The organism is Pseudomonas sp. CAN1 (assembly GCF_030462585.1).
Taxonomy (GTDB): Bacteria; Pseudomonadota; Gammaproteobacteria; order Pseudomonadales; family Pseudomonadaceae; genus Pseudomonas.
Genome location: NZ_JASMRU010000035.1, coordinates 22,442 through 47,011, shown reverse-complemented (window position 1 = coordinate 47,011; position 24,570 = coordinate 22,442). Strand labels below are relative to the sequence as shown.

At 65.6% G+C, this 24,570-nt stretch carries 23 protein-coding genes; 20 read left to right on the top strand and 3 right to left on the bottom strand.

Translation table 11 applies throughout. The annotated features are described in order from the left end of the window. From QO207_RS27315 to QO207_RS27255, 13 genes are all read left to right on the top strand, one after another. The coding region (locus tag QO207_RS27315) for a cbb3-type cytochrome c oxidase subunit I (protein WP_301535384.1) at positions 1 to 681 on the top strand (681 nt) is incomplete at its 5' end. Next, the gene (gene ccoO / locus QO207_RS27310; protein ID WP_301535383.1) at positions 681 to 1,289 is read left to right on the top strand and encodes a cytochrome-c oxidase, cbb3-type subunit II; all 609 of its coding nucleotides are present in this window, start codon (positions 681 to 683) and stop codon (positions 1,287 to 1,289) included. The genes QO207_RS27315 and ccoO, both read left to right, overlap by 1 nt. 5 nt (positions 1,290 to 1,294) lie before the next feature. Then, a complete protein-coding gene (locus tag QO207_RS27305; RefSeq protein WP_026078771.1) occupies positions 1,295 to 1,486 on the top strand; it encodes a CcoQ/FixQ family Cbb3-type cytochrome c oxidase assembly chaperone in 192 nt (63 codons plus the stop codon). Next, positions 1,483 to 2,448, top strand: coding sequence for a cytochrome-c oxidase, cbb3-type subunit III (gene ccoP, locus QO207_RS27300; protein WP_301535382.1), 966 nt, complete (start codon positions 1,483 to 1,485; stop codon positions 2,446 to 2,448). The genes QO207_RS27305 and ccoP overlap by 4 nt, the downstream gene beginning before the upstream one ends. Positions 2,449 to 2,658: 210 nt before the next feature. Continuing rightward, positions 2,659 to 4,074 (top strand): cytochrome c oxidase accessory protein CcoG, encoded by a 1,416-nt coding sequence (ccoG, locus tag QO207_RS27295; RefSeq protein WP_301535381.1) that lies wholly within the window; start codon positions 2,659 to 2,661, stop codon positions 4,072 to 4,074. Between the two features lie 129 nt (positions 4,075 to 4,203). Beyond that, complete coding sequence (locus QO207_RS27290) at positions 4,204 to 4,749, top strand: FixH family protein (protein ID WP_301535380.1); 546 nt, start codon at positions 4,204 to 4,206, stop codon at positions 4,747 to 4,749. Further along, positions 4,746 to 7,223, top strand: coding sequence for a heavy metal translocating P-type ATPase (locus QO207_RS27285; RefSeq protein ID WP_301535379.1), 2,478 nt, complete (start codon positions 4,746 to 4,748; stop codon positions 7,221 to 7,223). The genes QO207_RS27290 and QO207_RS27285 overlap by 4 nt, the downstream gene beginning before the upstream one ends. A 1-nt stretch (position 7,224) precedes the next feature. Beyond that, the gene (gene ccoS / locus QO207_RS27280; protein WP_301535378.1) at positions 7,225 to 7,446 is read left to right on the top strand and encodes a cbb3-type cytochrome oxidase assembly protein CcoS; all 222 of its coding nucleotides are present in this window, start codon (positions 7,225 to 7,227) and stop codon (positions 7,444 to 7,446) included. Next, positions 7,439 to 8,164 carry a sulfite exporter TauE/SafE family protein gene (locus tag QO207_RS27275; protein WP_301535377.1) on the top strand — a complete coding sequence of 242 codons (726 nt, stop codon included), beginning with the start codon at positions 7,439 to 7,441 and terminating at the stop codon, positions 8,162 to 8,164. Before ccoS ends, QO207_RS27275 begins: the two co-directional genes overlap by 8 nt. Before the next feature lie 72 nt (positions 8,165 to 8,236). Next, the gene (gene hemN / locus QO207_RS27270) at positions 8,237 to 9,619 is read left to right on the top strand and encodes an oxygen-independent coproporphyrinogen III oxidase (protein ID WP_301535376.1); all 1,383 of its coding nucleotides are present in this window, start codon (positions 8,237 to 8,239) and stop codon (positions 9,617 to 9,619) included. Between the two features lie 258 nt (positions 9,620 to 9,877). Beyond that, entirely contained in the window at positions 9,878 to 10,612 is a 735-nt protein-coding gene (anr, locus tag QO207_RS27265; RefSeq protein WP_301535375.1) for a transcriptional regulator Anr, read from the top strand. Positions 10,613 to 10,728: 116 nt separating this feature from the next. Next, positions 10,729 to 11,277: an adenine phosphoribosyltransferase gene (locus QO207_RS27260; protein WP_301535374.1), complete on the top strand. Its 549-nt coding sequence runs from the start codon at positions 10,729 to 10,731 to the stop codon at positions 11,275 to 11,277. A gap of 290 nt (positions 11,278 to 11,567) precedes the next feature. Beyond that, complete coding sequence (locus tag QO207_RS27255) at positions 11,568 to 12,398, top strand: metal-dependent hydrolase (protein WP_301535373.1); 831 nt, start codon at positions 11,568 to 11,570, stop codon at positions 12,396 to 12,398. Positions 12,399 to 12,562: 164 nt separating this feature from the next. Here the strand turns inward: QO207_RS27255 and QO207_RS27250 are convergent, their stop codons facing one another. Together QO207_RS27250 and QO207_RS27245 are read right to left on the bottom strand one after the other, a co-directional pair. Beyond that, positions 12,563 to 12,958 carry a GFA family protein gene (locus tag QO207_RS27250; protein WP_301535372.1) on the bottom strand — a complete coding sequence of 132 codons (396 nt, stop codon included), beginning with the start codon at positions 12,956 to 12,958 and terminating at the stop codon, positions 12,563 to 12,565. 30 nt (positions 12,959 to 12,988) lie between these two features. Beyond that, complete coding sequence (locus QO207_RS27245; protein ID WP_301535371.1) at positions 12,989 to 13,684, bottom strand: TetR family transcriptional regulator; 696 nt, start codon at positions 13,682 to 13,684, stop codon at positions 12,989 to 12,991. Positions 13,685 to 13,798: 114 nt separating this feature from the next. Here QO207_RS27245 and QO207_RS27240 point away from each other — a divergent pair, with 114 nt between their 5' ends. The 7 genes from QO207_RS27240 to QO207_RS27210 all read left to right on the top strand — a co-directional run bounded on the left by QO207_RS27240 (position 13,799) and on the right by QO207_RS27210 (position 23,775). Next, complete coding sequence (locus QO207_RS27240) at positions 13,799 to 15,352, top strand: NAD(P)/FAD-dependent oxidoreductase (protein ID WP_301535370.1); 1,554 nt, start codon at positions 13,799 to 13,801, stop codon at positions 15,350 to 15,352. Beyond that, positions 15,349 to 16,239, top strand: coding sequence for an SDR family oxidoreductase (locus tag QO207_RS27235; RefSeq protein ID WP_301535369.1), 891 nt, complete (start codon positions 15,349 to 15,351; stop codon positions 16,237 to 16,239). The genes QO207_RS27240 and QO207_RS27235 overlap by 4 nt, the downstream gene beginning before the upstream one ends. 165 nt (positions 16,240 to 16,404) lie before the next feature. Continuing rightward, a complete protein-coding gene (locus tag QO207_RS27230; RefSeq protein WP_301535368.1) occupies positions 16,405 to 17,829 on the top strand; it encodes a sigma-54-dependent Fis family transcriptional regulator in 1,425 nt (474 codons plus the stop codon). A gap of 324 nt (positions 17,830 to 18,153) precedes the next feature. Then, positions 18,154 to 19,419, top strand: coding sequence for an OprD family porin (locus tag QO207_RS27225; RefSeq protein ID WP_301535367.1), 1,266 nt, complete (start codon positions 18,154 to 18,156; stop codon positions 19,417 to 19,419). Between the two features lie 78 nt (positions 19,420 to 19,497). After that, a complete protein-coding gene (locus QO207_RS27220; RefSeq protein ID WP_301535366.1) occupies positions 19,498 to 20,889 on the top strand; it encodes a GntP family permease in 1,392 nt (463 codons plus the stop codon). A gap of 58 nt (positions 20,890 to 20,947) precedes the next feature. Further along, complete coding sequence (locus QO207_RS27215) at positions 20,948 to 21,718, top strand: 3-hydroxybutyrate dehydrogenase (protein WP_301535365.1); 771 nt, start codon at positions 20,948 to 20,950, stop codon at positions 21,716 to 21,718. Positions 21,719 to 21,819: 101 nt separating this feature from the next. Beyond that, complete coding sequence (locus tag QO207_RS27210) at positions 21,820 to 23,775, top strand: acetoacetate--CoA ligase (protein WP_301535364.1); 1,956 nt, start codon at positions 21,820 to 21,822, stop codon at positions 23,773 to 23,775. A 379-nt stretch (positions 23,776 to 24,154) separates the two neighbouring features. On the opposite strand, the gene pcaC is transcribed toward QO207_RS27210, so the two are convergent. Next, a complete protein-coding gene (gene pcaC / locus QO207_RS27205) occupies positions 24,155 to 24,553 on the bottom strand; it encodes a 4-carboxymuconolactone decarboxylase (protein WP_045208224.1) in 399 nt (132 codons plus the stop codon). Positions 24,554 to 24,570 lie beyond the last annotated feature (17 nt).

The following is a 24,570-nucleotide window of genomic DNA, read 5'->3' as shown; positions in this document are numbered from 1 at the left end:
GCCGGTCCGCACCACCTGCACTACACCGCGCTGCCGGACTGGGCCCAGTCCCTGGGCATGGTGATGTCCCTGATCCTGCTGGCTCCGAGCTGGGGCGGCATGATCAACGGCATGATGACCCTCTCCGGCGCCTGGCATAAGCTGCGCACCGACCCGATCCTGCGCTTCCTGGTGGTGTCCCTGGCCTTCTACGGCATGTCCACCTTCGAAGGCCCGATGATGGCCATCAAGACCGTCAACTCCCTGTCGCACTACACCGACTGGACCATCGGCCACGTACACGCCGGCGCTCTGGGCTGGGTAGCGATGATCTCCATCGGCTCCCTGTACCACCTGATTCCGAAGGTCTTCGGCCGCGAGCAGATGCACAGCATCGGCCTGATCAACGCGCACTTCTGGCTGGCTACCATCGGTACCGTGCTGTACATCGCCTCGATGTGGGTCAACGGCATCACCCAGGGCCTGATGTGGCGCGCGATCAACGCCGACGGCACCCTCACCTACTCCTTCGTGGAAGCCCTGCAGGCCAGCCACCCGGGCTTCATCGTCCGTGCTCTGGGCGGCGCCTTCTTCGCCTCCGGCATGCTGCTGATGGCCTACAACACCTTCCGTACTGTGCGCGGTTTCAAACTGGCTGATGCCGATGCCGCTGCCCAGATTCCCGCTGTAGGAGCTCACTGATGAAGCACGAAGTAGTCGAGAAGAATATCGGCCTTCTGGCCTTCTTCATGGTCATTGCGGTGAGCATCGGCGGTCTGACCCAGATCGTTCCGCTGTTCTTCCAGGACGTCACCAACAAGCCGGTCGAAGGCATGAAGCCGCGCACCGCGCTGGAACTCGAAGGCCGTGACATCTACATCCGCGAAGGCTGCGTAGGCTGCCACTCGCAGATGATTCGTCCGTTCCGCGCCGAGACCGAGCGCTACGGCCACTACTCCGTCGCCGGCGAAAGCGTCTGGGATCACCCGTTCCTGTGGGGTTCCAAGCGTACCGGTCCGGATCTGGCCCGCGTCGGCGGCCGCTACTCCGACGACTGGCACCGCGCGCACCTCTACAACCCGCGCAACGTCGTGCCGGAATCGAAGATGCCCGCCTACCCCTGGCTGGTCGAGAACAAGCTCGACGGCAAGGACACGGCGAAGAAAATGGAAGTCCTGCGTACGCTGGGCGTGCCTTACACCGACGAAGACATCGCCGGTGCCCGTGATGCCGTCAAGGGCAAGACCGAGATGGACGCAGTGGTTGCCTACCTGCAAGGCCTGGGCACCATCATCAAGAGCAAACGGTGACTGTGATGGATATCGGAACCATTCGTGGAATCGGCACCGTCGTAGTCATGGTCGCCTTCGTCGGCGTCCTGCTCTGGGCCTATGGCGGCAAACGCAAGGAGCGCTTCGACGAAGACGCCATGCTGCCCTTCGCGGATGACCCGGTCGCCAAAAAGCACGTCGAGCAAGAGCAAGCTTCTAGGAGCAACAAAGAATGACAACCTTCTGGAGTCTGTACGTCACCGTACTTACCCTGGGCACCATCTTCGCCCTGGCGTGGCTGCTGTTCGCCACCCGTCGCGGCCAGCGCAGCGAAGCCACCGACGAGACCGTCGGCCATGCCTTCGACGGCATCGAGGAGTATGACAACCCGCTGCCCAAGTGGTGGTTCATGCTGTTCGTCGCCACCTTCATCTTCGCCCTCGGCTACCTGGTCCTGTACCCGGGCCTGGGCAACTGGAAGGGCCTGCTGCCGGGCTACCAGGACAAGGCCGAATTCGCCAACGGTGAACAAGGCTGGACCGGTGTGCACCAGTGGGAAAAGGAAATGGCCAAGGCCGACGAGAAGTACGGCCCGCTGTACGCCAAGTTCGGCGCCATGCCGATCGAGGACGTGGCCAAGGATGAGCAGGCCCTGAAAATGGGTAACCGCCTGTTCGCCTCCAACTGCTCGGTCTGCCACGGCTCCGACGCCAAGGGCGCCCACGGCTTCCCGAACCTGACCGACAACGACTGGCGCTGGGGCGGCGAGCCGAAGGACATTATCGCCACCATCGAAGGCGGTCGTCACGCGGCCATGCCGGCCTGGGGCGAAGTCATCGGCGATCAGGGCGTTCACGATGTCGCGGCTTTCGTCACCACCAAGCTGGACGGCCGCAAGCTGCCCGAAGGTGTGACTGACGACCAGGTGGCCAACGGTCAGAAGATCTTCTCCACCAACTGCGTGGCCTGCCACGGCGCCGAAGGCAAAGGTACCGCCGCCATGGGCGCGCCGAACCTGACCCACCCGGCGGCGTTCATCTACGGCTCGAGCTTCGCTCAGCTGCAGCAGACCATCCGCTACGGCCGTCAGGGCCAGATGCCGGCTCAACTGGAGCGTCTGGGCAAAGACCAGGTTCACCTGCTCGCTGCCTACGTGTACAGCCTGTCCCATGGCGAAGGTGAGAAGAGCGCCGAATAAGCCTCCCTTTCCTACACCCATTGCGACACCCAGCGGCGCCGGTTTCTACACCGGCGCCGCTCTATTTCTGGGTCCATAATTCCTTGCGCGACCAACTGTCGCACGGTTGCAACACCCACCACGCCGTATCATTGTTAGGCGTGCAAGCATATTTCTGACCCTCTCGGCATGTATCGACAGGGCGCCCTCCCGCTGCCGTGGAATGCACTGATGAGCAAACAGATTCCGGTCCAGGACGTCACTCCGCCCACCAAGGGCAAGAGTGAAAGCGTCGACCTTTATGCCTCCCGGGAAAAGATCTACACCCGAGCCTTTACCGGGTTCTTCCGCAACCTCCGCATGGCCGGGGGCGCCCTCCTCTTCCTTCTCTACTTCGGTACCGTGTGGCTGACCTGGAATGGTCGTCAGGCGGTTCTCTGGGACCTGCCCGAAAGAAAGTTCTACATCTTCGGCGCGACCTTCTGGCCGCAGGACTTCATCCTTCTCTCCGGCCTGCTGATCATCAGTGCGTTCGGCCTGTTCTTCATCACCGTGTTCGCCGGCCGCGTCTGGTGCGGCTATACCTGCCCGCAGAGCGTGTGGACCTGGATCTTCATGTGGTGCGAGAAAGTCACCGAGGGTGACCGCAACCAGCGCATGAAGCTCGACAAGGCGCCCATGAGCGGCAACAAGCTGCTGCGCAAGATCGCCAAGCACAGCCTCTGGCTGCTGATCGGCCTGGTCACCGGCCTGACCTTCGTCGGCTACTTCGCGCCGATGCGTGAGCTGTTGAGCGACCTGGTCACCGGCCAGGCCGACGGCTGGGCCTACTTCTGGGTCGGCTTCTTCACCCTCGCCACCTACGGCAACGCCGGCTGGCTGCGCGAGCAGGTGTGCATCTACATGTGCCCCTATGCACGCTTCCAGAGCGTGATGTTCGACAAGGACACCCTGATCGTTTCCTACGACCCCCGTCGTGGCGAGAAGCGCGGCCCGCGCAAGAAGACCGTCGACTACAAGGCCCAGGGCCTGGGCGACTGCATCGACTGCACCATGTGCGTACAGGTTTGCCCGACCGGCATCGACATCCGTGACGGCCTGCAGATCGAATGCATTGGCTGCGCCGCGTGCATCGACGCCTGCGACAGCATCATGGACAAGATGAACTACCCGCGCGGCCTGATCAGCTACACCACCGAGCACAACCTGTCCGGGCAGAAGACCCACCTGGTGCGCCCGCGCCTGATCGGCTACGCCATCGCCCTGTGCCTCATGATCGGCCTGCTGATCACTGCCGTCGTCATCCGTCCTCTGGTGGGCTTCGACGTCAGCAAGGACCGCGTGCTCTACCGCGAGAACGCCGAAGGCCGAATCGAGAACGTGTACAGCCTGAAGGTCATGAACAAGGACCAGAAGGATCACACCTACGTACTCAGCGCCAAGGGCCTGGACGGCCTGATCCTGGAAGGCAAGAAGGAAATCGCGGTCGCTGCCGGGGACATCTTCACCATGCCGGTGGAACTCTCCATCGACCCGGAGAAGCTGCCCTCCACCACCAACGAGGTCAGCTTCACCATCCAGTCGGTGGACGACCCGTCGATCAGCAAGGAAGCCACCAGCCGCTTCATCGGCCCACGACTTCGTTGAACGCCAGCTGAACCAATTGGCACCCCATGTTGCGCATGGGGTGCCAGTACCGCACGAAGCACGTAGAATTTCGCCCGCCCCTTCACCGGGCAACGCCCCATGCGGCGCTGCCAGCGAGAGAACAAGACCATGCAATCGGCCCTGAAAACGCCCGTCGAACCCTGGTACAAGCACCTCTGGCCGTGGATCATCATCGCCATGCTGGCCACCTCGATCGCCCTCAGCCTGACGATGGTCAACATCGCCGTGAACAACCAGGACTCCCTGGTCAGCGACAACTATTACGAGGCCGGCAAGGGCATCAACCGCTCCCTCGACCGCGAGCACCTGGCCCAGCAGCTCAAACTGCGCGCGAAGATCAGCTTCGACGAGCTGACCGGCGAAGTGGACCTGCGCCTCACCGGCGATAGCCGCCCGGCCACCCTCACCCTGAATCTGCTCTCCCCCACCCTCGAATCCCAGGACAAGCACCTGGAGCTGCGCGCTGCCCCCGCCGAACCGGGCCGCTACACCGCCAGCCTGGATGCCGCCGTCAAGGGTCGCCGCTTCGTCGAGCTGCTCGGCGAGGAGAAGGGCCAGACCTGGCGTCTGTTCGAGGAAGAGAAGGTCGCCCCCGGCGGTTCCTTCGACCTCGGCGACGAGCCCCTCAGCGGAGACGAAGCCGAGCGCCAATGAGCGCCGCGCTGCTGTGTTTCCATTGCGCGCTGCCGGTTCCCGCCGGCAGCCGCTTCGTTGCGCCAGTCCTGGGCGAGCCCCGGGAATTCTGCTGCCCGGGCTGCCAGGCGGTGGCCGAGGCCATCGTCGCCGGTGGCCTGGAAGGCTATTACCGGCATCGCACCGAAGCCGCGCCCAACCCTGACGCCCTCCCCGAGCAGCTCGCCGATGAGCTGAAGCTGTTCGACCGCCCCGACGTGCAGCAGCCCTTCGTCCAGCACCAGGGCGAACTGGCCGAGACCACCCTGCTCATGGAAGGCATCAGCTGCGCCGCCTGTGGCTGGCTGATCGAGAAGCACCTCAAGGGCCTGCCCGCCATCGCCGAAGCCGGCCTCAACCTGTCCAACCACCGCCTGCACGTGCGCTGGTCCGACAGCGACCTGCCGCTGAGCGAACTGCTCGCCGAGCTGCGCAGGATCGGCTACGCCGCGCACCCCTACCAGCCGGACCGCGCCGCCGAACAGCTGCACCAGGAAAACCGCAAGTCCCTGCGCCAGCTCGGCGTCGCCGGCCTGCTGTGGTTCCAGGCGATGATGGCGACCATGGCCACCTGGCCGGAATTCAACATCGACCTGAGCCCCGAGCTGCACGAAATCTTGCGCTGGGTGGCGATGTTCCTCACCACGCCCATCGTCTTCTACTCCTGCCAGCCGTTCTTCCGCGGCGCCGTGCGCGACCTGCGCACCCGCCACCTGACCATGGACGTCTCGGTGTCCCTGGCCATCGGCGGCGCCTACCTGGCCGGCATCTGGACCGCCGTCACCGGCCACGGCGACCTGTATTTCGACGCCGTCGGCATGTTCGCCCTGTTCCTGCTCGCCGGCCGCTACCTCGAACGCCGTGCCCGCGAGCGCACCGCCGCCGCCACGGCGCAACTGGTCAATCTGCTGCCGGCCTCCTGCCTGCGCCTGGACGACAGCGGCCAGAGCAGCCGCGTGCTGCTCAGCGAGCTGAACGTCGGCGACCGCGTGCTGGTGCAGCCCGGCGCAGTGATCCCGGCCGACGGCCTGATCCTCGACGGCCAGTCCAGCGTCGACGAATCCCTGCTCACCGGCGAATACCTGCCGCAGGCACGCCAGAGCGGCGACAGCGTCACCGGCGGCACCCTCAACGTCGAAGGCCCACTGACCGTGCAGGTCAAGGCGCTGGGTGGCGACAGCCGACTGTCCGCCATCGTCCGCCTGCTGGAACGTGCCCAGTCGGACAAACCGCGCCTCGCCGAACTGGCCGACAAGGCCGCGCAATGGTTCCTCATCGCCCTGCTGGTGCTCGCCGCCGTGGTCGGCCTGTTCTGGTGGCAGCACGATGCCTCCCGCACCTTCTGGGTGGTCCTGGCGATGCTGGTGGCGACCTGCCCCTGCGCCCTGTCCCTGGCCACGCCGACGGCGCTGACTGCCGCCACCGGCAGCCTGCACAAGCTCGGCCTGCTGGTGACCCGCGGCCACGTGCTGGAGGGCCTCAACCACATCGACACGGTGATCTTCGACAAGACCGGCACCCTCACCGAAGGCCGCCTGACGCTGCGCGCCGTCCGCCCACTGGGCGCGCTGGACAGCGATGCCTGTCTGGCCCTGGCCGCCGCGCTGGAGAACCGCTCCGAACATCCCATCGCCCGCGCCTTCGGCCGTGCGCCGCAACCGGCGGAGAACGTCGAGAGCCATCCCGGCCTGGGCCTGGAAGGGCGGGTCGGCGAGCGCCGCCTGCGCATCGGCGAACCGTCCTTCGTCTGCGCCTTGAGCGGCAGCGAAGCACCCCAGCACCCGCAGGAGCCGGGGCAGTGGCTGCTGCTGGGTGATGACCATGAAGCACTGGCCTGGCTGGTGCTGGACGACCGCATCCGCGAAGATGCTGCCGACCTACTTGAAGCCTGCCGCGCGCGCGGCTGGCGTACCTTACTGCTGTCCGGCGACAGCTCGCCCATGGTCGGCCGCGTCGCCGCTGAACTGGGCATCGACGACTGCCGTGGCGGCCTGCGCCCCGACGACAAGCTCGAAGTGCTGCGCCAGCTGCATCTGGAAGGCCGCCGCGTACTGATGCTCGGCGACGGCGTGAACGACGTGCCGGTGCTGGCTGCCGCCGACATCAGCGTCGCCATGGGCTCGGCCACCGATCTGGCCAAGACCAGCGCCGATGCCGTGCTGCTGTCCAATCGCCTGGACAGCGTGGTACAGGCCTTCGCTCTGGCCCGCCGCACGCGCCGGGTAATCATCGAGAACCTGCTCTGGGCAGGGCTGTACAATGGACTCATGCTGCCCTTCGCCGCTCTCGGCTGGATCACGCCCGTGTGGGCCGCGGTGGGCATGTCGATCAGCTCGCTGACCGTGGTGCTCAACGCCCTGCGCCTGACCCGGCTGCCCAAGGGCGTCGGTGCCTCGCCAGCGGCCACCGCGCTGCCAGTCGCGCTGCAAACGAACCAGGCGTTGCCACGGAGTTGAAATGCCCGCTCTCTACATCATGATCCCGGTCGCGGTGGTGATCGTCGGCATCTGCATCGCGATCTTCTTCTGGGCAGTTAACAGCGGCCAGTACGACGACCTGGACGGCCCGGCCCACAGCATCCTGTTCGACGACGAAGATCCCAGACACCAGGCTGGCATCGACGAAGCCGAGGGCGACGACACGCACACCAGCCAGAGGCAGGACAAGCGCGATGCCTGAACTGGCGCCGCTGCTGGCGTCCGCGCTGATCCTCGGCCTGCTCGGCGGCGGTCACTGCCTGGGCATGTGCGGCGGCCTGATGGGCGCGCTGACCATGGCGATTCCGCCGGAGCAGCGCGCGCGCCGCCTGCGCCTGCTGCTGGCCTACAACCTCGGCCGCATCCTCAGCTACGCCTGCGCCGGCCTGCTGCTCGGCCTCGCCGGCTGGGCCGTGGCGCGCACGCCGTTCGCCTCGGCGCTGCGGGTGATCGCCGGCCTGCTGCTGATCGCCATGGGCCTGTACCTGGCCGGCTGGTGGAGTGGCCTGACCCGTATCGAAGCCCTCGGCCGCGGCCTGTGGAAGCACATCCAGCCGTTCGCCAGCCGCCTGCTGCCGGTATCCACGCTGCCGCGCGCGCTGCTGCTGGGCGCGCTCTGGGGCTGGCTGCCGTGCGGGCTGGTCTACAGCACCCTGCTCTGGGCCACCAGCCAGGGCTCGGCGGTGGACAGCGCCCTGCTGATGCTCGCCTTCGGCCTGGGCACCTGGCCGGTGCTGCTGGCTACCGGGCTCGCCGCTGAGCGCATCACTGCCGTGCTGCGCAAGCGCAGCGTACGCATGGCCGGCGGCATCCTGGTGATCCTCTTCGGCCTGTGGACCCTCCCTGGCCCACACCAGGCCTGGATCATGGGCCACGAAATGCACGCCAGCAGCGGTATTGCCCACCATAAAGCCGCTTGATACAGGTCAACAGGCCTCTGTCGGACTCTCCCTAGACTGCGCAGGAAAAGCTCGCCACCGGGGAACATCGGCATGCTCGACAATATTCGCTGGGACGCAGATCTGATACGCCGCTACGATCTGGCCGGCCCGCGCTACACCTCCTATCCCACCGCCGTGCAGTTCCACGAAGGAGTCGGACCCTTCGATCTGCTGCACGGCCTGCGTGATAGCCAGAAGGCGCAGCGCCCGCTCTCGCTCTACGTGCACGTGCCGTTCTGCGCGAACATCTGCTACTACTGCGCGTGCAACAAGGTCATCACCAAGGACCGCGGCCGCAGCGCTCCCTACCTCGCCCGCCTGATCCACGAAATCCAGATTGTCAGCCGTCACCTGGGCCGCCAGCAGCAAGTCGAGCAGCTGCACTTCGGCGGAGGTACCCCGACCTTCCTGAGCCCCGGCCAGCTGCGCGAGCTGATGGCGCAACTGCGCACGCACTTCCACTTCGTCGAGGGCGACTTCGGCGACTACGGTATCGAGATCGACCCGCGCGAGGCCGACTGGTCGACCATGGGCCTGCTCCGCGAGCTGGGCTTCAACCGCGCCAGCATCGGCGTGCAGGACTTCAACCTGGACGTGCAGCAGGCGATCAACCGCCTGCAGAGCCTGGACGAGACCCGCGCCATCATCGATGCGGCGCGCACCCTGCAATTCCGTTCGATCAACATCGACCTGATCTACGGCCTGCCCAAGCAGACCCCGGACACCTTCGCCCGCACGGTCGAGCAGGTCATCACCCTGCAACCCAACCGGCTCTCGGTGTTCAACTACGCGCACCTCCCCGAGCGCTTCCCGCCACAGCGGCGGATCAACGCCGAGGACCTGCCCTCCCCCGGCCAGAAGCTGGAAATGCTCCAGCGCACCACCGAGCAACTGCAGGCCGCGGGCTACCGCTACATCGGCATGGACCACTTCGCCCTGCCGGATGACGAGCTGGCCATGGCTCAGGAGGACGGCACCCTGCAGCGCAACTTCCAGGGCTACACCACACACGGCCACTGCGACCTGGTGGGCCTGGGCGTCTCGGCGATCAGCCAGATCGGCGACCTCTACAGCCAGAACAGCAACGACATCGCCGACTATCAGAGCACCCTCGACCAAGGCCAACTGGCCACTCGCCGCGGGCTGCACTGCAACAAGGACGACATCATCCGCCGCGCGGTGATCCAGCAACTGATCTGCCACTTCCAGCTGGACTTCGAGGAAATCGAGGAGCTCTACAACATCGACTTCCGCGGCTACTTCGGCGAAATCTGGCCGGAGCTGGAACGCTTCGCCCAGGACGGACTGATCACCCTCAGCTCGCGCGGCATCGATGTCAGCGCCTCCGGCCGGCTGCTGGTGCGCTCGCTGTGCATGCTGTTCGACCGCTACCTGCCGATGCAGAACCTGCAACGCTTCTCGCGGGTCATCTGACCTGCGAGTTCCCCACCCCGCGACCGACGGTACGAGGCCAACTGTCGCACCCATTGCTACAGGATATGTCTGTAATCCCAGGGTGACGAAACAGCCCTGAACCGCCACTTTTCGAATTAGTTCGAGGCCGTACACCCCCCTCGCCAACCGCCATTCCCGTGGCTGAAACCTGCGATTCAGACAGGTCGCCAACTGGCGCGGGACTTGCCGTCTGCGGTACCCTTGGTTTTTGTGTGCCTTCCCATTCAAGGAATACTCATGGCCGAAACCATCAAAGTGCGCGCCCTACCCCAAGCGCACTGCAAGGATTGCAGCCTGGCGCCCCTCTGCCTGCCCCTGTCGCTGAATGCCACCGACATGGATGCCCTGGATGACATCGTCAAACGCGGTCGTCCGCTGAAGAAAGGCGAGTTCCTGTTCCGCCAGGGCGACACCTTCGGCTCGGTGTTCGCCGTGCGCTCCGGCGCGCTGAAGACCTTCAGCATCACCGATGGCGGCGAAGAACAGATCACCGGCTTCCACCTGCCCAGCGAGCTGGTCGGCCTGTCCGGCATGGACACCGAGAGCTACCCGGTGTCGGCCCAGGCGCTGGAAACCACTTCGGTCTGCGAGATTCCCTTCGAACGCCTGGACGAACTCTCCGAGCAACTGCCGCAACTGCGCCGCCAGCTGCTGCGCCTGATGAGCCGCGAAATCCGTGACGACCAGCAGATGATGATGCTGCTGTCGAAGAAGACCGCCGACGAGCGCATCGCCACCTTCCTGGTGAACCTCTCCGCGCGCTTCCGCGCCCGTGGCTTCTCCGCCCAGCAGTTCCGCCTGGCCATGTCGCGCAACGAGATCGGCAACTACCTGGGCCTGGCGGTGGAAACGGTTTCCCGCGTGTTCACCCGCTTCCAGCAGAACGGCCTGATCGCCGCCGAAGGCAAGGAAGTGCATATCCTCGACTCCATCGAGCTGTGCGCCCTGGCCGGCGGCCAGCTGGAAAGCTGAACCGACACGAAAGCTGACCAATTGGTTGACTTTCCGGTCATCGAAAACGGGCTCGCCGACTGGCGGGCCCGTTATACTTTGGCCTCAGCAAAAACCGCATCAGGTGCACATCCAGCATGATCCTCAACCAACTCGACCTGAAGTCCGTGATCCGTGCCGTTCCCGACTTTCCCAAGCCCGGCGTCATGTTCCGCGACATCACCCCGCTGTTCCAGTCGCCGCGAGCCCTGCGCTTCGTCGCCGACAGCTTCATCCAGCGCTATGTCGAGGCCGACTTCACCCACATCGGCGCGATGGATGCGCGCGGCTTCCTGATCGGTTCGATCATCGCCTACGAGCTGAACAAGCCCCTGGTGCTGTTCCGCAAGCGCGGCAAGCTGCCGGCCGACGTGCTGGCCCAGGCCTACGAGACCGAGTACGGCGAAGCCCTGCTGGAAGTCCACGCCGACAGCCTCTGCGAAGGCGACAGCGTGCTGATCTTCGATGACCTGATCGCCACCGGCGGCACCCTGCTGGCCGCAGCGCAACTGGTACGCCGCATGGGCGCCAGCGTGTTCGAGGCCGCTGCGATCATCGACCTGCCGGAACTGGGCGGTTCGGCCAAGCTCAACGACGCACAGATCCCCACCTACAGCCTGACTGCCTTCGCCCTCGACGAGCAGTGACAGACCGCTGTCGGTAGCAACGGGCGCTTCGGCGCCCGTTTTCGTTTCCGCCGCTCCCAGACAACCCCGCCCCATCCAATGGCTGGTCATACCCCCCTTGGCCTGATTCGACCCAGCCACGGCCAGATATGACCTTTCGATTGTCCGACAAGACTCCGAACATGACATCAACCGATGACACATTCCCAGGTGGCATCGCGAACTAACGACAGGGCTTGCCCGGATTGCCGCACCTGCCACGTGCTGCGTTCCCTTCTGACAGGCGCCCGCAAAACAACAAGGAGTTAGTCATGAACGCCAGTACCACGCCGATCCGCGCCAACTTCCCGGTCCGCCGCATGGATTTCAGCTTCAGCGAAACGCCGAAATACTGGTGGGACGGGCAACCCTTCATGACCCACTTCATGAACAACCTGTCCTCGCTGTTCCCCTATGGCGAGAAGTTCTTCGTCGACAGCGTGCGCGCCGTGCGCGAGCGCATCCAGGACCCGCAGCTGCAGAAGGACGTCAGCGCCTTCATCGGCCAGGAAGCCATGCACTCCAAGGAGCACGCGGCCTACAACGAGTACGCCGACGAGCACGGCATCGACCTGGAAACCCTGGAGCTGCGCATCAAGGTGCTGCTCGAATCCATCAGCAAGGTCACCACCAAAAAGCATCAGCTGGCGATCACCTGCGCCCTGGAACACTTCACCGCAACCATGGCCGAGCAGTTGCTCAAGCGTGAAGACCTGAGCAGCCAGATGAAGTCGGACAAGATGTACAAGCTGTGGATGTGGCACGCCGTCGAGGAGAACGAGCACAAGGCGGTGGCTTACGACGTCTACCAACAGGTCTACGGCGGCTACTTCACCCGCACCGCGGTGATGCTGCTGACCACCGGGATCTTCCTCGGCGTCATCGCCGGCTTCCAGATCAACCTGCTGCGCCGCGACGGCCAGCTGTTCAACTGGCGCAGCTGGAAGCACGGCCTGGGCGTACTGCTGCACCCGCGCCGCGGCTACTTCGTCAACCTGATCCGCCCGTGGCTGGACTACTTCCGCCCCGGTTTCCACCCCTTCGACCACGACACCAAGGCGCTGGAAACCCGCTGGAAGGAAACCCTGGACTTCACCGGCTGAGTTCCGCGCAGCAACGAAAACGCCAGGCAATTGCCTGGCGTTTTTCATTCAACCCATCGCGCCGAATGACGGTTTCTGTAGGAGCGAGCTTGCTCGCGAACGGACGCCGCTCCGGTGCCGAGAGGTTCGCGAGCAAGCTCGCTCCTACAAAGCATGACCGGGCGTCAGCCTTCCTGCCGGCGCGGCAGATCATCCACCGTGTCGAACCAGGCCAGCTGCGACGAGCACCAGACATGGCACTGCGGCTCGATCAGCTCCGGCTCGTCCAGTGTCACGGTGTTGAGCCCCACCGTCTCGCCATCACGCACGCGAAACTCCATTGGCGTGCCGCACTTCACGCAGAAGCGCCGCTCGCCGTTTTCGCTGGAACGCCACATCCCCAGTTCGCCAGAAATGTAGGCGAAGCCCGTCAGCGGAATCACCGCCCATGGCACCGCCGGCGCCGCATTGGATTTCTGGCAGATGCGGCAGTGGCAGTAACCGGTCTCTTCCGGCTCGGCATCTACCCGATAACGCACCGCGCCGCAGGCGCAGCCGCCGAACAGGGGCAAAGGCAACATGGTGAGGCTCCCGCTAAGACCGAAGAAGACTCACAGCCTAGCCAGCATGCCGAAGGTCTGCAGCACCGCGACGCCGGTGAACAGCAACAGGATTTGTCGCTCGGCCAGGGCGCAGACTTCCTCGCGCTGCTCCGGCGGGCGCTCCAGGTAATCCAGCGACTGCTGGAACAACTGTCGGCTGATCAGCCGTGACAGCTGGTTCAACTCGTTCTCGTCGATGTCCGGCAGCAGGTGGAACTGGCGGATGTCCTCGGCCATGTCTTCGCCGAACTCGTCCATCACCCGCGCCAGCGCCTCGCGAAGCACCGGCGACGGTCCGTGCAACTCGCGCACGCCGATGATGAAAGCCTGCGGGTTGCCCTCGACGAAGTCGAAGAACAGCCGCACCGTCTCCCGCGTCACCCGCTGGCCACGCTCCAGGTCCAGGCCGAAGGGCACGCTGGCGGCGCCCTCCCCCGACTGCGCGCGCTCGGCAGCCTCGCGGCGCAGCTCACGCAGCGGCTGGCGCAGCTGGGCGGCGATGTCGCGGATGATCGCCAGGCCCAGGTCGTCCACATCACCGAAGTGCCGGTAGAAGGTGTTCGGGTTCAGCCCCGCTTCCCGCGCCAGCTCGCGCAGCCCCAGGCTGCTCAGGCTGCGCCGGCTGGCCGCCAGGCGCAGCGCGGCATCGATCAGCGCGCGCTTGCCGGCGGCCTCCGCCGGTCGTTCTTCCTGTCCGATTTCCATGTGTCTGGCGCCCGACCCCATCTAAGGTTGGTTGTTCCTGAAGTATACAGATGTCTACATTTCATCACGTAGACAGTTGTATACGCCAGCAATAATCATAACAGGAGCGTGGCCATGAGTACGGTTGTGAGCACCCAACCAAAGACTGCCCCCAGACACTGCAAGGTCGCCATCATCGGTACCGGGTTCTCCGGGCTGGGCATGGCGATCCGCCTGAAGCAGGAAGGCGAGAACGACTTCCTGCTGTTCGAGAAGGACGCCGGCGTCGGCGGCACCTGGCGGGTCAACAACTACCCCGGCTGCGCCTGCGACGTGCAATCCCACGTCTACTCCTTCTCCTTCGAGCCGAACCCGGACTGGACGCGCATGTTCGCCCGCCAGCCGGAAATCCGTGCCTACCTGGAGAAGTGCTGGGCCAAGTACCGCCTGGAAGACAAGACGCTATTCAACACCGAGATGGCGCGCTTCGAATGGAACGAGGAGCAGCAGCTCTGGCACCTGTTCGACGCTGCCGGCAACCACTACACCGCCAAGGCCGTGGTCTCGGGCATGGGCGCCCTGTCGATCCCCTCGATCCCGGCGCTCAAGGGCCTGGAGAACTTCCAGGGCAAGGCCTTCCACTCGCAGCAGTGGGACCATGACTACGACCTCAAGGGCAAGCGCGTCGCGGTGATCGGCACCGGTGCCTCGGCCATCCAGTTCGTCCCGGAAATCCAGCCGCTGGTGGCCAAGCTCGACCTCTACCAGCGCACCGCGCCGTGGATCCTGCCCAAGCCGGACCGCGCCATCAGCGACAAGGAACGCGCACGCTTCCACCACTTCCCGGCGGTGCAGAAACTCTGGCGTGGCGCCCTCTACAGCATGCTCGAAGGCCGCGTGCTCGGCTTCACCTTCGCGCCCTGGGCGATGAAGCTGGTGGGCCGACTGGCCGAGCGCTTCATCCGCCAGCAGGTCAAGGACCCGGACCTGCGCCGCAAGCTGACCCCGGACTACACCATCGGCTGCAAGCGCGTGCTCATGTCGCACAACTACTACCCGGCGTTGGCGGCCTCCAACTCCTCGGTGATCGTCGACGGCATCCGTGAGATCAAGGCCGGCAGCATCATCACCAGCGACGGTCGCGAGCGTCAGGTGGACGCCATCATCTTCGGCACCGGCTTCACCGCCAACGACCCGATCCCGCGTGGCGTGATCTTCGGCAAGGGTGGCGTGGACCTGCTCGACACCTGGCAGAACGGCCCCGAAGCCTACAAGGGCACCATGACCCGCGGCTTCCCCAACCTGTTCTTCCTGATGGGCCCGAACACCGGCCTGGGCCACAACTCCATGGTCTACATGATCGAATCGCAGATCGCCTACGTGCTGGGCGCCATCAAGCTGATGGATCGCCGCGAGCTACAGAGCGTCGAAGTGAAGGAAGAAGTACAGGATCGCTGGAACGAGAAGCTGCAGCGCGGCCTCAACCACAGCGTATGGAACACCGGCGGCTGCAAGAGCTGGTACCTGCACCCGGTGAGCGGGCGCAACTGCACCCTGTGGCCGGGCTTCACCTGGCGCTTCCGCGCCCTCACCAGCCAGTTCGACCCCAGCGCCTATCATCTGAAGGCCAAACCCCTGAGCAGCCCCGTCGTCCAACCGCAACGCCACGCCGAGGAGGTACCGGCATGAAGAACTTCGAAAACAAGGTTGCCGCCATCACCGGCGCAGGCTCCGGCATCGGCCGCGCCCTGGCCGTGGAACTGGCCTCCCGTGGCTGCCACCTGGCCCTGGCCGACGTGAATGCCGCCGGCCTTGAGGAGACCCGCCAGTTGCTCTCCTCCACCGGTGTGCGCGTGTCCATCGACACGGTGAACGTCGCCGACCGCGAGCAGGTGCACGCCTGGGCCGACAAGGCCGCCCGCGAGCACGGCAAGGTCAACCTGGTATTCAACAACGCCGGCGTCGCCCACGCAGGCACCGTGGAAGCCAGCGACTACGAAGAATACGAGTGGATCACCAACATCAACTTCTGGGGCGTGGTCTACGGCACCAAGGCCTTCCTGCCGCACCTGAAGGCCTCCGGTGACGGCCACATCGTCAACGTCTCCAGCGTCTTCGGCCTGTTCTCCCAGCCGGGCATGAGCGCCTACAACGCCACCAAGTTCGCCGTGCGTGGCTTTACCGAATCGCTACGCCAGGAACTGGACATGGAGCACAGCGGCGTCTCCGCCAGCTGCGTGCACCCCGGTGGGATCAAGACCAACATCGCCAAGACCGCGCGGATGAACGACAGCATGGTCAAGGTCACCGGGCAGAACGCCGAAGCTGCGCGCACCCAGTTCAACGACCAGTTGCTGCGTACCACCCCGCAGAAGGCCGCCCAGGTGATCATCCGCGGCGTCGAGCGCGACTCTCGGCGCATCCTGATCGGCTCTGACGCCCACGCCATCGACCTGATGCTGCGCCTGCTGCCGGTCTGGTACCAGAAAGTGGTCACCGGCAGCATGAAGCTGGCCAAGCGCTTCGCACCCAAGCCCAAGCGCAAGCCGGCCGCGGAGGGCTATGAGGCCAAGTAGCACGCCAGCGTAAAGAGTCCCTTTTTCCCTGTTGGGCCGGCGCCCATCCCCCTTACCCCCGGATGGGCGCCGTTTTTTTGCTCGCGCGGCTGCGGATCGGCAGCTGACCCCCACGCCACATCCGGCTAAAGTGCGCCCTCTGCCCTCCTCGCGCACGGCCCACCGATGACCGATACCGACAGCCTCAAGGACTACCCCAGCGTCCGCCAACTGGCGATCCGCTCGCTGTTCGAGATCTTCGAGCAGTTCAGCGAAGGCACGGTGATAGTCGACCGCGAGGCGCGCATTGTCTGGATCAACCAGCGCTACGCCCAGCGCTTCGGCCTGGACAGCGCCGAGCAGGCCGTCGGCCGCCCGGTGGAACAGGTGATCCCCGGCAGCCTGATGCGCGAAGTGGTCAGCAGCGGCCGGCCGATGCTGCTGGACATCCTCGACATGGCCAAGGACCCGCTGGTGGTCATGCGCGTGCCGATCCGCGACGATGCCGGCGAGGTGATTGGCGGCATCGGCTTCGCCCTGTTCGACGAGCTGCGCGCGCTCTCGCCGCTGCTCACCCGCTACCAGCGCATGCAGGCCGAGCTGGCTTCGACCCGCTCACTGCTGCAGGCGCGCCAGGCCAAGTACAGCTTCGCGCACTTCATCGGCACCAGCCCGGCCAGCCTGGAAGTGAAGCGCCGTGCGCGCCGGGGCGCCGCCAGCGAAGCGCCGATCCTGTTGCTGGGCGAGACCGGCACCGGCAAGGAGTTGCTCGCCCATGCCATCCACGCCTCCTCGCCCCGTGCGGACAAACCCTTCGTCAGCATCAACGCCGCCGCCATCCCCGAGACCCTGCTGGAAGCCGAGTTCTTCGGAACCGCGCCGGGCGCCTTCACCGGCGCCGACCGCAAGGGCCGCGCCGGCAAGCTGCAGATCGCCCAGGGCGGCACGCTGTTCCTCGACGAGATCGGCGACATGCCGCTGACCCTGCAGAGCAAGCTGCTGCGCGTGCTGCAGGAAAAGGAATTCGAGCCGGTGGGCTCCAACGAGGTGCTGCGCAGCGACATCCGCCTGATCGCCGCCACCTCCATTGACCTCGATGCCGCCGTGCGCGAGGGGCGCTTCCGCGCCGACCTGTTCTACCGCATCAACGTCCTGCCCATCGAGATTCCGCCACTGCGCGAGCGCCTGGAAGACCTGCCAGCGCTGTGCGAAGCCATCCTCGACGGCCTGCGCGACGACCGTCAGACCCTCTACGAACTGGATGCCGGCGGCCTCGCCCTGCTCGCCCGGCACGCGTGGCCGGGCAATGTGCGCGAGCTGCGCAACCTGCTGGAACGCACCGTGCTGCTGGGCGACCGCCCGCAGATCGACGCCACCGCCCTGCGTTCAGCGCTGGGTGAGCTGCAACCACTTCCGGCTGGCACGACAGCGCCATCCGCCAGGCTGAACGAAGGGCAGGATTTCTACGCAGCGCGGGATGCCTTCGAGCGCGAGCTGATCGCCAACACCCTGGCCGAGCAGGCCGGCAACGTCGACGCCGCCGCGCAACGCCTGGGGCTGGGCCGCTCCACTCTGTACAAGAAGATGGCGGCGCTGGACCTGCAAGCCTGATCCACAAGTCTCCAAACAGAGACAAGTCTCAAGATAGAGACAAATCCACTTCCCCTCAGACTTGCTGAATCTCTGGCAAGGTCTTCCGAAAATCCGTCTCCATTCGGAGACAAACACTACTCTTCTGCAACCGCAACTCTCAAAATAAGACTTAAAAATCAGATAGTTACAATCCTGGCACGGTCCTGGCTATGTCGCTTCTCGCGGCCTTCGCGCCGCACAGCCGACATAACAACAATCAACGCTGCCCGAACGCGAACAGACCCCAGCGGACACCACGGCTAGTCCCGCTTCGCACACGGCGCCGCGCCAGGAGATCACCCGATGAGCCGCTCCACGCTCAATCATGCCGCCGTTCTGACCGCCCTCGGTTCTACCCTCGCCCTTTCGCCCCAGGCCTTCGCCGAATTTCTTGCCGACAGCAAGGCCAGCGTCGAACTGCGCAACTTCTACTTCAACCGCGACTTCCGCCAGGACAACGCCGCGCAGTCCAAGCAGGACGAATGGGCGCAGGGCTTCCTGCTGCGCTACGAGTCCGGCTACACCGAAGGCACCATCGGCGTGGGCGTGGATGCGCTCGGCCTGCTCGGCGTGAAGCTGGACTCCAGCCCCGACCGCGCCGGTTCCGGCCTGCTGCCGCGCGACAAGGACAAGGTCAACGGCGCGCCGGACGACTACAGCGAACTGGGTCTTACCGCCAAGCTGCGCGCCTCCAGGAGCACCCTGAAGATCGGCACCCTGCTGCCCAAGCTGCCCACCGTGCTGGCCAACGATTCGCGCCTGCTGCCGCAGACCTTCGAAGGCGCGCACCTGAACTCGGCCGAGTTCGCCGGGCTGACCTTCGACGGCGGCCGCCTGCGTCAGGTGAGCCAGCGCGACTCGTCCAACCGCGAGGACATGACCGTCACCAGCGGCAGCGCACGCGGCATCGTCGCCACCGACAGCAGCGACCAGTTCGACTTCGCCGGCCTGAGCTACAAGTGGACGCCGCAACTCACCACCGGCTACAGCTACGCCAAGCTCGACGGGCTCTACGACCAGCACATCGTCAACCTGGTGCACGTGCTGCCCATCGCCACCGGCCAGTCGCTGAAAACCGACCTGCGCTACGCGCGCTCCGACGACGACGGCCACAGCAACGTCGACAACCGCGCCTTCGGCGCGATGCTCACCTACACCCTGGGCGGCCACGGCTTCGGCGCCGGCTACCAGAAGATGAGCGGCGACACCGGCTTCGCCTACATCGGCGGCACCGACGCCTTCCTGGTCAACTTCGTGCAGATCGGCGACTTCGCCAACCGCGACGAGAAATCCTGGCAGGCCCGCTACGACTACGATTTCGGCGCCCTCGGGGTACCCGGCCTGACCTTCATGACGCGCTACCTGTCCGGCGACAGCATCGAGTTGGGCGCGGGCAAGCCCGAAGGCAAGGAATGGGAGCGCGACACCGACATCGGCTACGTGGTGCAGAGCGGCCCGCTGAAGAACGTCGGCGTGAAGTGGCGCAATGCGACGGTGCGCTCCAGCCACTTCGGCAACGACCTGGACGAGAACCGCCTGATCCTCAGCTACGTGCTGCCGCTCTGGTAACCGCCTGAACGTCACGCGCCCCAACTACAACAAGAACGACGCGCGGCCCCTGGCCGCGCGACAACTGGAGATACTTCGATGAGCGTGGTCATCGCCCTCGCGGCCCTCGCCCTGCTGATGCTCGCCGCCTACCGCGGCTACAGCGTGATCCTCTTCGCCCCCATCGCGGCGCTGCTCGCGGTGCTGCTGACCGATCCTGCCGCCGTCGCCCCGGCCTTCACCGGGGTGTTCATGGAGAAGATGGTCGGCTTCGTCAAACTCTACTTCCCGGTGTTCCTGCTCGGCGCGGTGTTCGGCAAGCTGATCGAGCTGTCGGGCTTCTCGCGCTCCATCGTCGCCGCCGCCATCCGCCTGCTCGGCACCAGTCAGGCGATGCTGGTGATCGTGCTGGTCTGCGCCCTGCTCACCTACGGCGGCGTGTCGCTGTTCGTGGTGGTGTTCGCGGTCTATCCGTTCGCCGCCGAGATGTTCCGCCAGAGTGACATTCCCAAGCGGCTGATCCCGGCAACCATCGCCCTGGGCGCATTCAGTTTCACCATGGATGCCCTGCCCGGCACCCCGCAGATCCAGAACATCATCCCCACCGCCTTCTTCAACACCACCGGCTGGGCCGCGCCCTGGCTGGGGCTGATCGGCAGCCTGTTCGTGTTCGCGGTGGGCATGCTGTTCCTCCGCCGCCAGGCCGGCAAGGCGCGCGCCGCCGGTGAGGGCTATGGCAGCGAGCTGCGCAACGAGCCGGAAACCGCCGACGACATCAAGCTTCCCAACCCGCTGCTGGCGCTTTCGCCGCTGGTGCTGGTGGGCGTCGCCAACCTGCTGTTCACCCACTGGATTCCCCAGGTCTACGGCAAGACCCACAGCCTGCAACTGGCCGGCATGGCCGCGCCGGTGGCCAGCGACGTGGCCAAGCTGACCGGTATCTGGGCAGTACAGGCGGCGCTGCTGCTGGGCATCCTGCTGGTGCTGGTGACCAGCTTAGCGGTGATCCGCAGCAAGCTCGCCGAAGGCAGCAAGACCGCGGTGGGTGGCGCGCTGCTGGCAGCCATGAACACGGCTTCGGAATACGGCTTCGGTGCGGTGATCGCCTCGCTGCCGGGCTTCCTGGTGCTGGCCGATGCGCTGAAGAAGATTCCCGATCCGCTGGTCAACGAGGCCATCACCGTCACCACCCTGGCCGGCATCACCGGCTCCGCCTCAGGCGGCATGAGCATCGCCCTGGCAGCCATGTCCGAGCAGTTCATCGCCGCCGCAAACGCCGCCAACATCCCGCTGGAAGTGCTGCACCGGGTCGCGGCCATGGCCTCCGGCGGCATGGACACCCTGCCGCACAACGGCGCGGTCATCACCCTCCTCGCGGTCACCGGCCTGACCCACCGCGAGGCCTACAAGGACATATTCGCCATCACCCTGATCAAGACCCTCGCGGTGTTCGTGGTGATCGGGACCTTCTACGCCACTGGCATCGTCTGAGCCGGTTGTTTTCAAGCGGTCGCCGCGCGGCGACCGCCCCGTTCCAGAGGAGATTTGCATGACTCTCAAAGGCAAGACCGCACTGGTCACCGGCTCCACCAGCGGCATCGGCCTAGGCATCGCCGCGCGCCTCGCACAGGCGGGCGCCAACGTGGTGGTCAACGGCTTCGGCGACATCGACGCGGCGGTGCGCGAGCTGTCGGCATACGGCACGCGCATCGGCCACCACGGCGCGGACATGGCGCAACCCGAGCAGATCGAACAGATGATCGCCTACGTCGAGCGCGAGTTCGGCGGCCTCGACATCCTGGTCAACAACGCCGGCATCCAGCACGTCGCGGCGCTGGAGGATTTCCCCGTGGAGCGCTGGAACGCGATCATCGCAATCAACCTCTCCTCGGTGTTCCACACCACCCGCCTGGCACTGCCGGGCATGCGCCAGCGTGGCTGGGGACGCATCCTCAACATCGCCTCGACCCACGGCCTGGTCGCCTCCGCCGGCAAGAGCGCCTACGTGGCCGCCAAGCACGGGGTGATCGGCCTGACCAAGACCACCGCCCTGGAGACCGCAACCAGCGCCATCACCTGCAATGCCATCTGCCCCGGCTGGGTGCTGACGCCGCTGGTACAGCAGCAGATCGACGCGCGCATAGCGGCCGGTGCCACGCCCGAACAGGCACGCCACGACCTGCTGGCGGAGAAGCAGCCGTCGCTCGACTTCGTCACCGCCGACCAGCTGGGCGAGCTGGCGCTATTCTTGTGTTCCGAAGCCGCCGCCCAGGTCCGCGGCGCCGCCTGGAACATGGATGGCGGCTGGGTCGCGCAGTGATTCACCAGCACCGGCGAAGCACTTCTGGCGACGCTTCATGTCAAGATGATGGGGACCGTCCGTCGGCGGTGCCCACCGTTTCTTCGCTGGAGTCGACGTCAATGAATCCACTGCTCTGGACCCCCTCCCCCGAACGCGTAGCCGCCACCCGGATGGATGCCTTCCGCCGCAAGGTGGCGCAGCAGCACGGGGTCGACCTGCCCGACTACGCGGCGTTGCACGCCTGGAGCATCGCCGAGCGCGAAGCCTTCTGGCTGGCCATCGTCGATACCTTCGGCGTGCAATTCCACGAGGCGCCCACGGCGGTCCTCGAGGAGGGCCCGGAAATGCCCGATGCGCGCTGGTTCCCCGGTGCCACCCTGAACTTCGCCGAGCACCTGTTGCGCCGTCGCGACAGCAAGCCAGCCCTGATCGCCATCAGCGAGGATGAGCGCCGCGAGGTGATCAGCCATGCCGAACTGGCTTCCCAGGTCGCCGGCCTGCAGCGCGCCCTGCGCGAAGCTGGCGTGGGGGTCGGCGACCGCGTCGCGGCCTTCATGCCCAACACCTGGCAGACCGTGGTCGGCATGCTCGCCACCACCAGCCTGGGCGCCACCTGGTCGAGCTGCTCGCCGGACTTCGGCACCCACGGCGTGATCGACCGCTTCGGCCAGATCGAGCCCAAGGTGCTGATCGCCTGCGCCGGCTACCGTTATGCCGGCAAGCTGCTGGACCTGACCGCCAAGCTCAACGAAATCCTTGCCCAGCTGCCGAGCCTGGAGCAGCTGGTGATCGTCCCCTACGCCAACGGCCACGCACGCCGCAGCGACTTCCAGACCCCGGCGCGGGTCAGCCTCTGGCAGGACTTCTTCCAAAGCGGCGGCGAACCGGTATTCACCCCGGTACCCTTCGACCACCCGCTGTACATCCTCTACTCCTCCGGCACCACCGGCGTGCCCAAGTGCATCGTCCACGGCGCCGGCGGCGTGCTGCTGCAGCACCTGAAGGAGCACGGCCTGCACGTCGACCTTAGCGACGACGACACGCTGTTCTACTACACCACCTGCGGCTGGATGATGTGGAACTGGCTGGTCTCGGGCCTTGCGGTCGGCGCCACGCTGGTGCTCTACGACGGCTCCCCCTTCCATCCCGGCCCCGAGCGCCTGATGGACCTGATCGACGGGGAAAACATCAGCGTCTTCGGCACCAGCGCCAAGTACATCGCCGCGCTGGAGAAGGCCAATGTGCGACCGCGCCAGACGCACTCGCTGGAACGCCTGAAGACGCTTCTTTCCACCGGGTCGCCGCTGGCCCACGAGAGCTTCGACTACGTCTACCGCGACGTGAAACCCGACCTCTGCCTGTCGTCGATCTCCGGCGGCACCGACATCGTTTCCTGCTTCGCCATCGGCAATCCGACCCTGCCGGTGTGGCGCGGGGAGATTCAATGCAAGGCGCTGGGCATGGCGGTTGAGGTCTGGGACGAAGCCGGCAAACCAGTGCAAGGCGAGAAAGGCGAGCTGGTCTGTGTGCGGCATTTCCCGTCGATCCCGGCGGGCTTCTGGAACGACGAGAACGACGAGAGATTCCTTGATGCCTACTTCGCCACCTTCCCCGGCGTCTGGGCCCACGGCGACTACGCCGAGGAAACCGGACACGGCGGCCTGGTGATCCACGGTCGTTCCGATGCCGTGCTCAACCCCGGCGGCGTGCGCATCGGCACCGCGGAAATCTACCGCCAGGTGGAGAAGGTCGAACAGGTGCTGGAGTCCATCGCCATCGGCCAGGACTGGCAGGGCGACGTGCGCGTGGTGCTGTTCGTGCGCCTGCGCGAAGGCGTGGAGTTGGACGACGCGCTGCAGGAGCGCATCCGCCAGACCATCCGCAGCAACACCACCCCACGCCATGTGCCGGCGAAGATCCTCGCGGTCACCGATATCCCGCGCACCATCAGCGGCAAGATCGTCGAACTGGCGGTGCGCAACGTGGTGCACGGTCAGCCGGTGAAGAACACCGACGCGCTGGCCAACCCGCAGGCGCTGGAGCTGTTCAGGGATCGCAAGGAGCTGGAGAGCTGACGCTCGTCGGCATCGCCGTACCTGTTCATGCCCTAGCCCTTTCCTGGAGAGAGAGGCCCAGGGTGAGAGCTCTTGCTCTCGTAGGAGCGGACTCCGTCCGCGATTGCTTCCCGGCGGCTCCTGCGTACCAGCCCCAGTTCGCGAGCAAGGGCTAGGCGCCCCCCTCGGTCCTACAGGTCAGCACCGGTGCGCTCTTCGTAGGAGCGAGCTTGCTCGCGAACCCCGCACCGACAGTCCAGTCGTAGGGCGCATAACCTGGAACAGGTTATCCGCCACCAACCCTGCGGCGGATAACGCTGGCGCATTATCCGCCCTACCAGAGCGGACTGTGCGTCAGCCAATCAGCCACCGCCCGGATGCGTGGTCCGGGCGGCGCTGATCAGGCGTCGCCCAGCGACTCGGTGCCCAGCTCGTCCCACACCGCCTCGGCAAGGTGGAAGGTGGCATTGGCGGCCGGGATGCCGCAGTAGATAGCGCTCTGCAGCAGGACTTCCTTGATCTCTTCGCGGGTCACGCCGTTGTTGCGCGCGGCGCGCAGGTGCAGAGTGAGCTCGCCCTCGCGGTTCATGCCGATCAGCATGGCGATGGTGATCAGGCTGCGGGTGTGGCGCGGCAGGCCGGGGCGGGTCCAGATATCACCCCAGGCGTGGCGGGTGATCATTTCCTGGAACTCTTCGTTGAAAGCGTTGCGCTTCTGCAGGCTGCGGTCGACGTGGGCATCGCCGAGCACCGCGCGGCGCACCTGCATACCGGCTTCGTAGCGTTCTTTTTCGTCCATCTCTAACTCCGGTGTTG

Coding starts and splice junctions, on each gene's coding strand:
- ccoO (WP_301535383.1), top strand. CDS start 681: ATGAAGCACGAAGTAGTCGAGAAGAATATCGGCCTTCTGGCCTTCTTC.
- QO207_RS27305 (WP_026078771.1), top strand. CDS start 1,295: ATGGATATCGGAACCATTCGTGGAATCGGCACCGTCGTAGTCATGGTC.
- ccoP (WP_301535382.1), top strand. CDS start 1,483: ATGACAACCTTCTGGAGTCTGTACGTCACCGTACTTACCCTGGGCACC.
- ccoG (WP_301535381.1), top strand. CDS start 2,659: ATGAGCAAACAGATTCCGGTCCAGGACGTCACTCCGCCCACCAAGGGC.
- QO207_RS27290 (WP_301535380.1), top strand. CDS start 4,204: ATGCAATCGGCCCTGAAAACGCCCGTCGAACCCTGGTACAAGCACCTC.
- QO207_RS27285 (WP_301535379.1), top strand. CDS start 4,746: ATGAGCGCCGCGCTGCTGTGTTTCCATTGCGCGCTGCCGGTTCCCGCC.
- ccoS (WP_301535378.1), top strand. CDS start 7,225: ATGCCCGCTCTCTACATCATGATCCCGGTCGCGGTGGTGATCGTCGGC.
- QO207_RS27275 (WP_301535377.1), top strand. CDS start 7,439: ATGCCTGAACTGGCGCCGCTGCTGGCGTCCGCGCTGATCCTCGGCCTG.
- hemN (WP_301535376.1), top strand. CDS start 8,237: ATGCTCGACAATATTCGCTGGGACGCAGATCTGATACGCCGCTACGAT.
- anr (WP_301535375.1), top strand. CDS start 9,878: ATGGCCGAAACCATCAAAGTGCGCGCCCTACCCCAAGCGCACTGCAAG.
- QO207_RS27260 (WP_301535374.1), top strand. CDS start 10,729: ATGATCCTCAACCAACTCGACCTGAAGTCCGTGATCCGTGCCGTTCCC.
- QO207_RS27255 (WP_301535373.1), top strand. CDS start 11,568: ATGAACGCCAGTACCACGCCGATCCGCGCCAACTTCCCGGTCCGCCGC.
- QO207_RS27250 (WP_301535372.1), bottom strand. CDS start 12,958: ATGTTGCCTTTGCCCCTGTTCGGCGGCTGCGCCTGCGGCGCGGTGCGT.
- QO207_RS27245 (WP_301535371.1), bottom strand. CDS start 13,684: ATGGAAATCGGACAGGAAGAACGACCGGCGGAGGCCGCCGGCAAGCGC.
- QO207_RS27240 (WP_301535370.1), top strand. CDS start 13,799: ATGAGTACGGTTGTGAGCACCCAACCAAAGACTGCCCCCAGACACTGC.
- QO207_RS27235 (WP_301535369.1), top strand. CDS start 15,349: ATGAAGAACTTCGAAAACAAGGTTGCCGCCATCACCGGCGCAGGCTCC.
- QO207_RS27230 (WP_301535368.1), top strand. CDS start 16,405: ATGACCGATACCGACAGCCTCAAGGACTACCCCAGCGTCCGCCAACTG.
- QO207_RS27225 (WP_301535367.1), top strand. CDS start 18,154: ATGAGCCGCTCCACGCTCAATCATGCCGCCGTTCTGACCGCCCTCGGT.
- QO207_RS27220 (WP_301535366.1), top strand. CDS start 19,498: ATGAGCGTGGTCATCGCCCTCGCGGCCCTCGCCCTGCTGATGCTCGCC.
- QO207_RS27215 (WP_301535365.1), top strand. CDS start 20,948: ATGACTCTCAAAGGCAAGACCGCACTGGTCACCGGCTCCACCAGCGGC.
- QO207_RS27210 (WP_301535364.1), top strand. CDS start 21,820: ATGAATCCACTGCTCTGGACCCCCTCCCCCGAACGCGTAGCCGCCACC.
- pcaC (WP_045208224.1), bottom strand. CDS start 24,553: ATGGACGAAAAAGAACGCTACGAAGCCGGTATGCAGGTGCGCCGCGCG.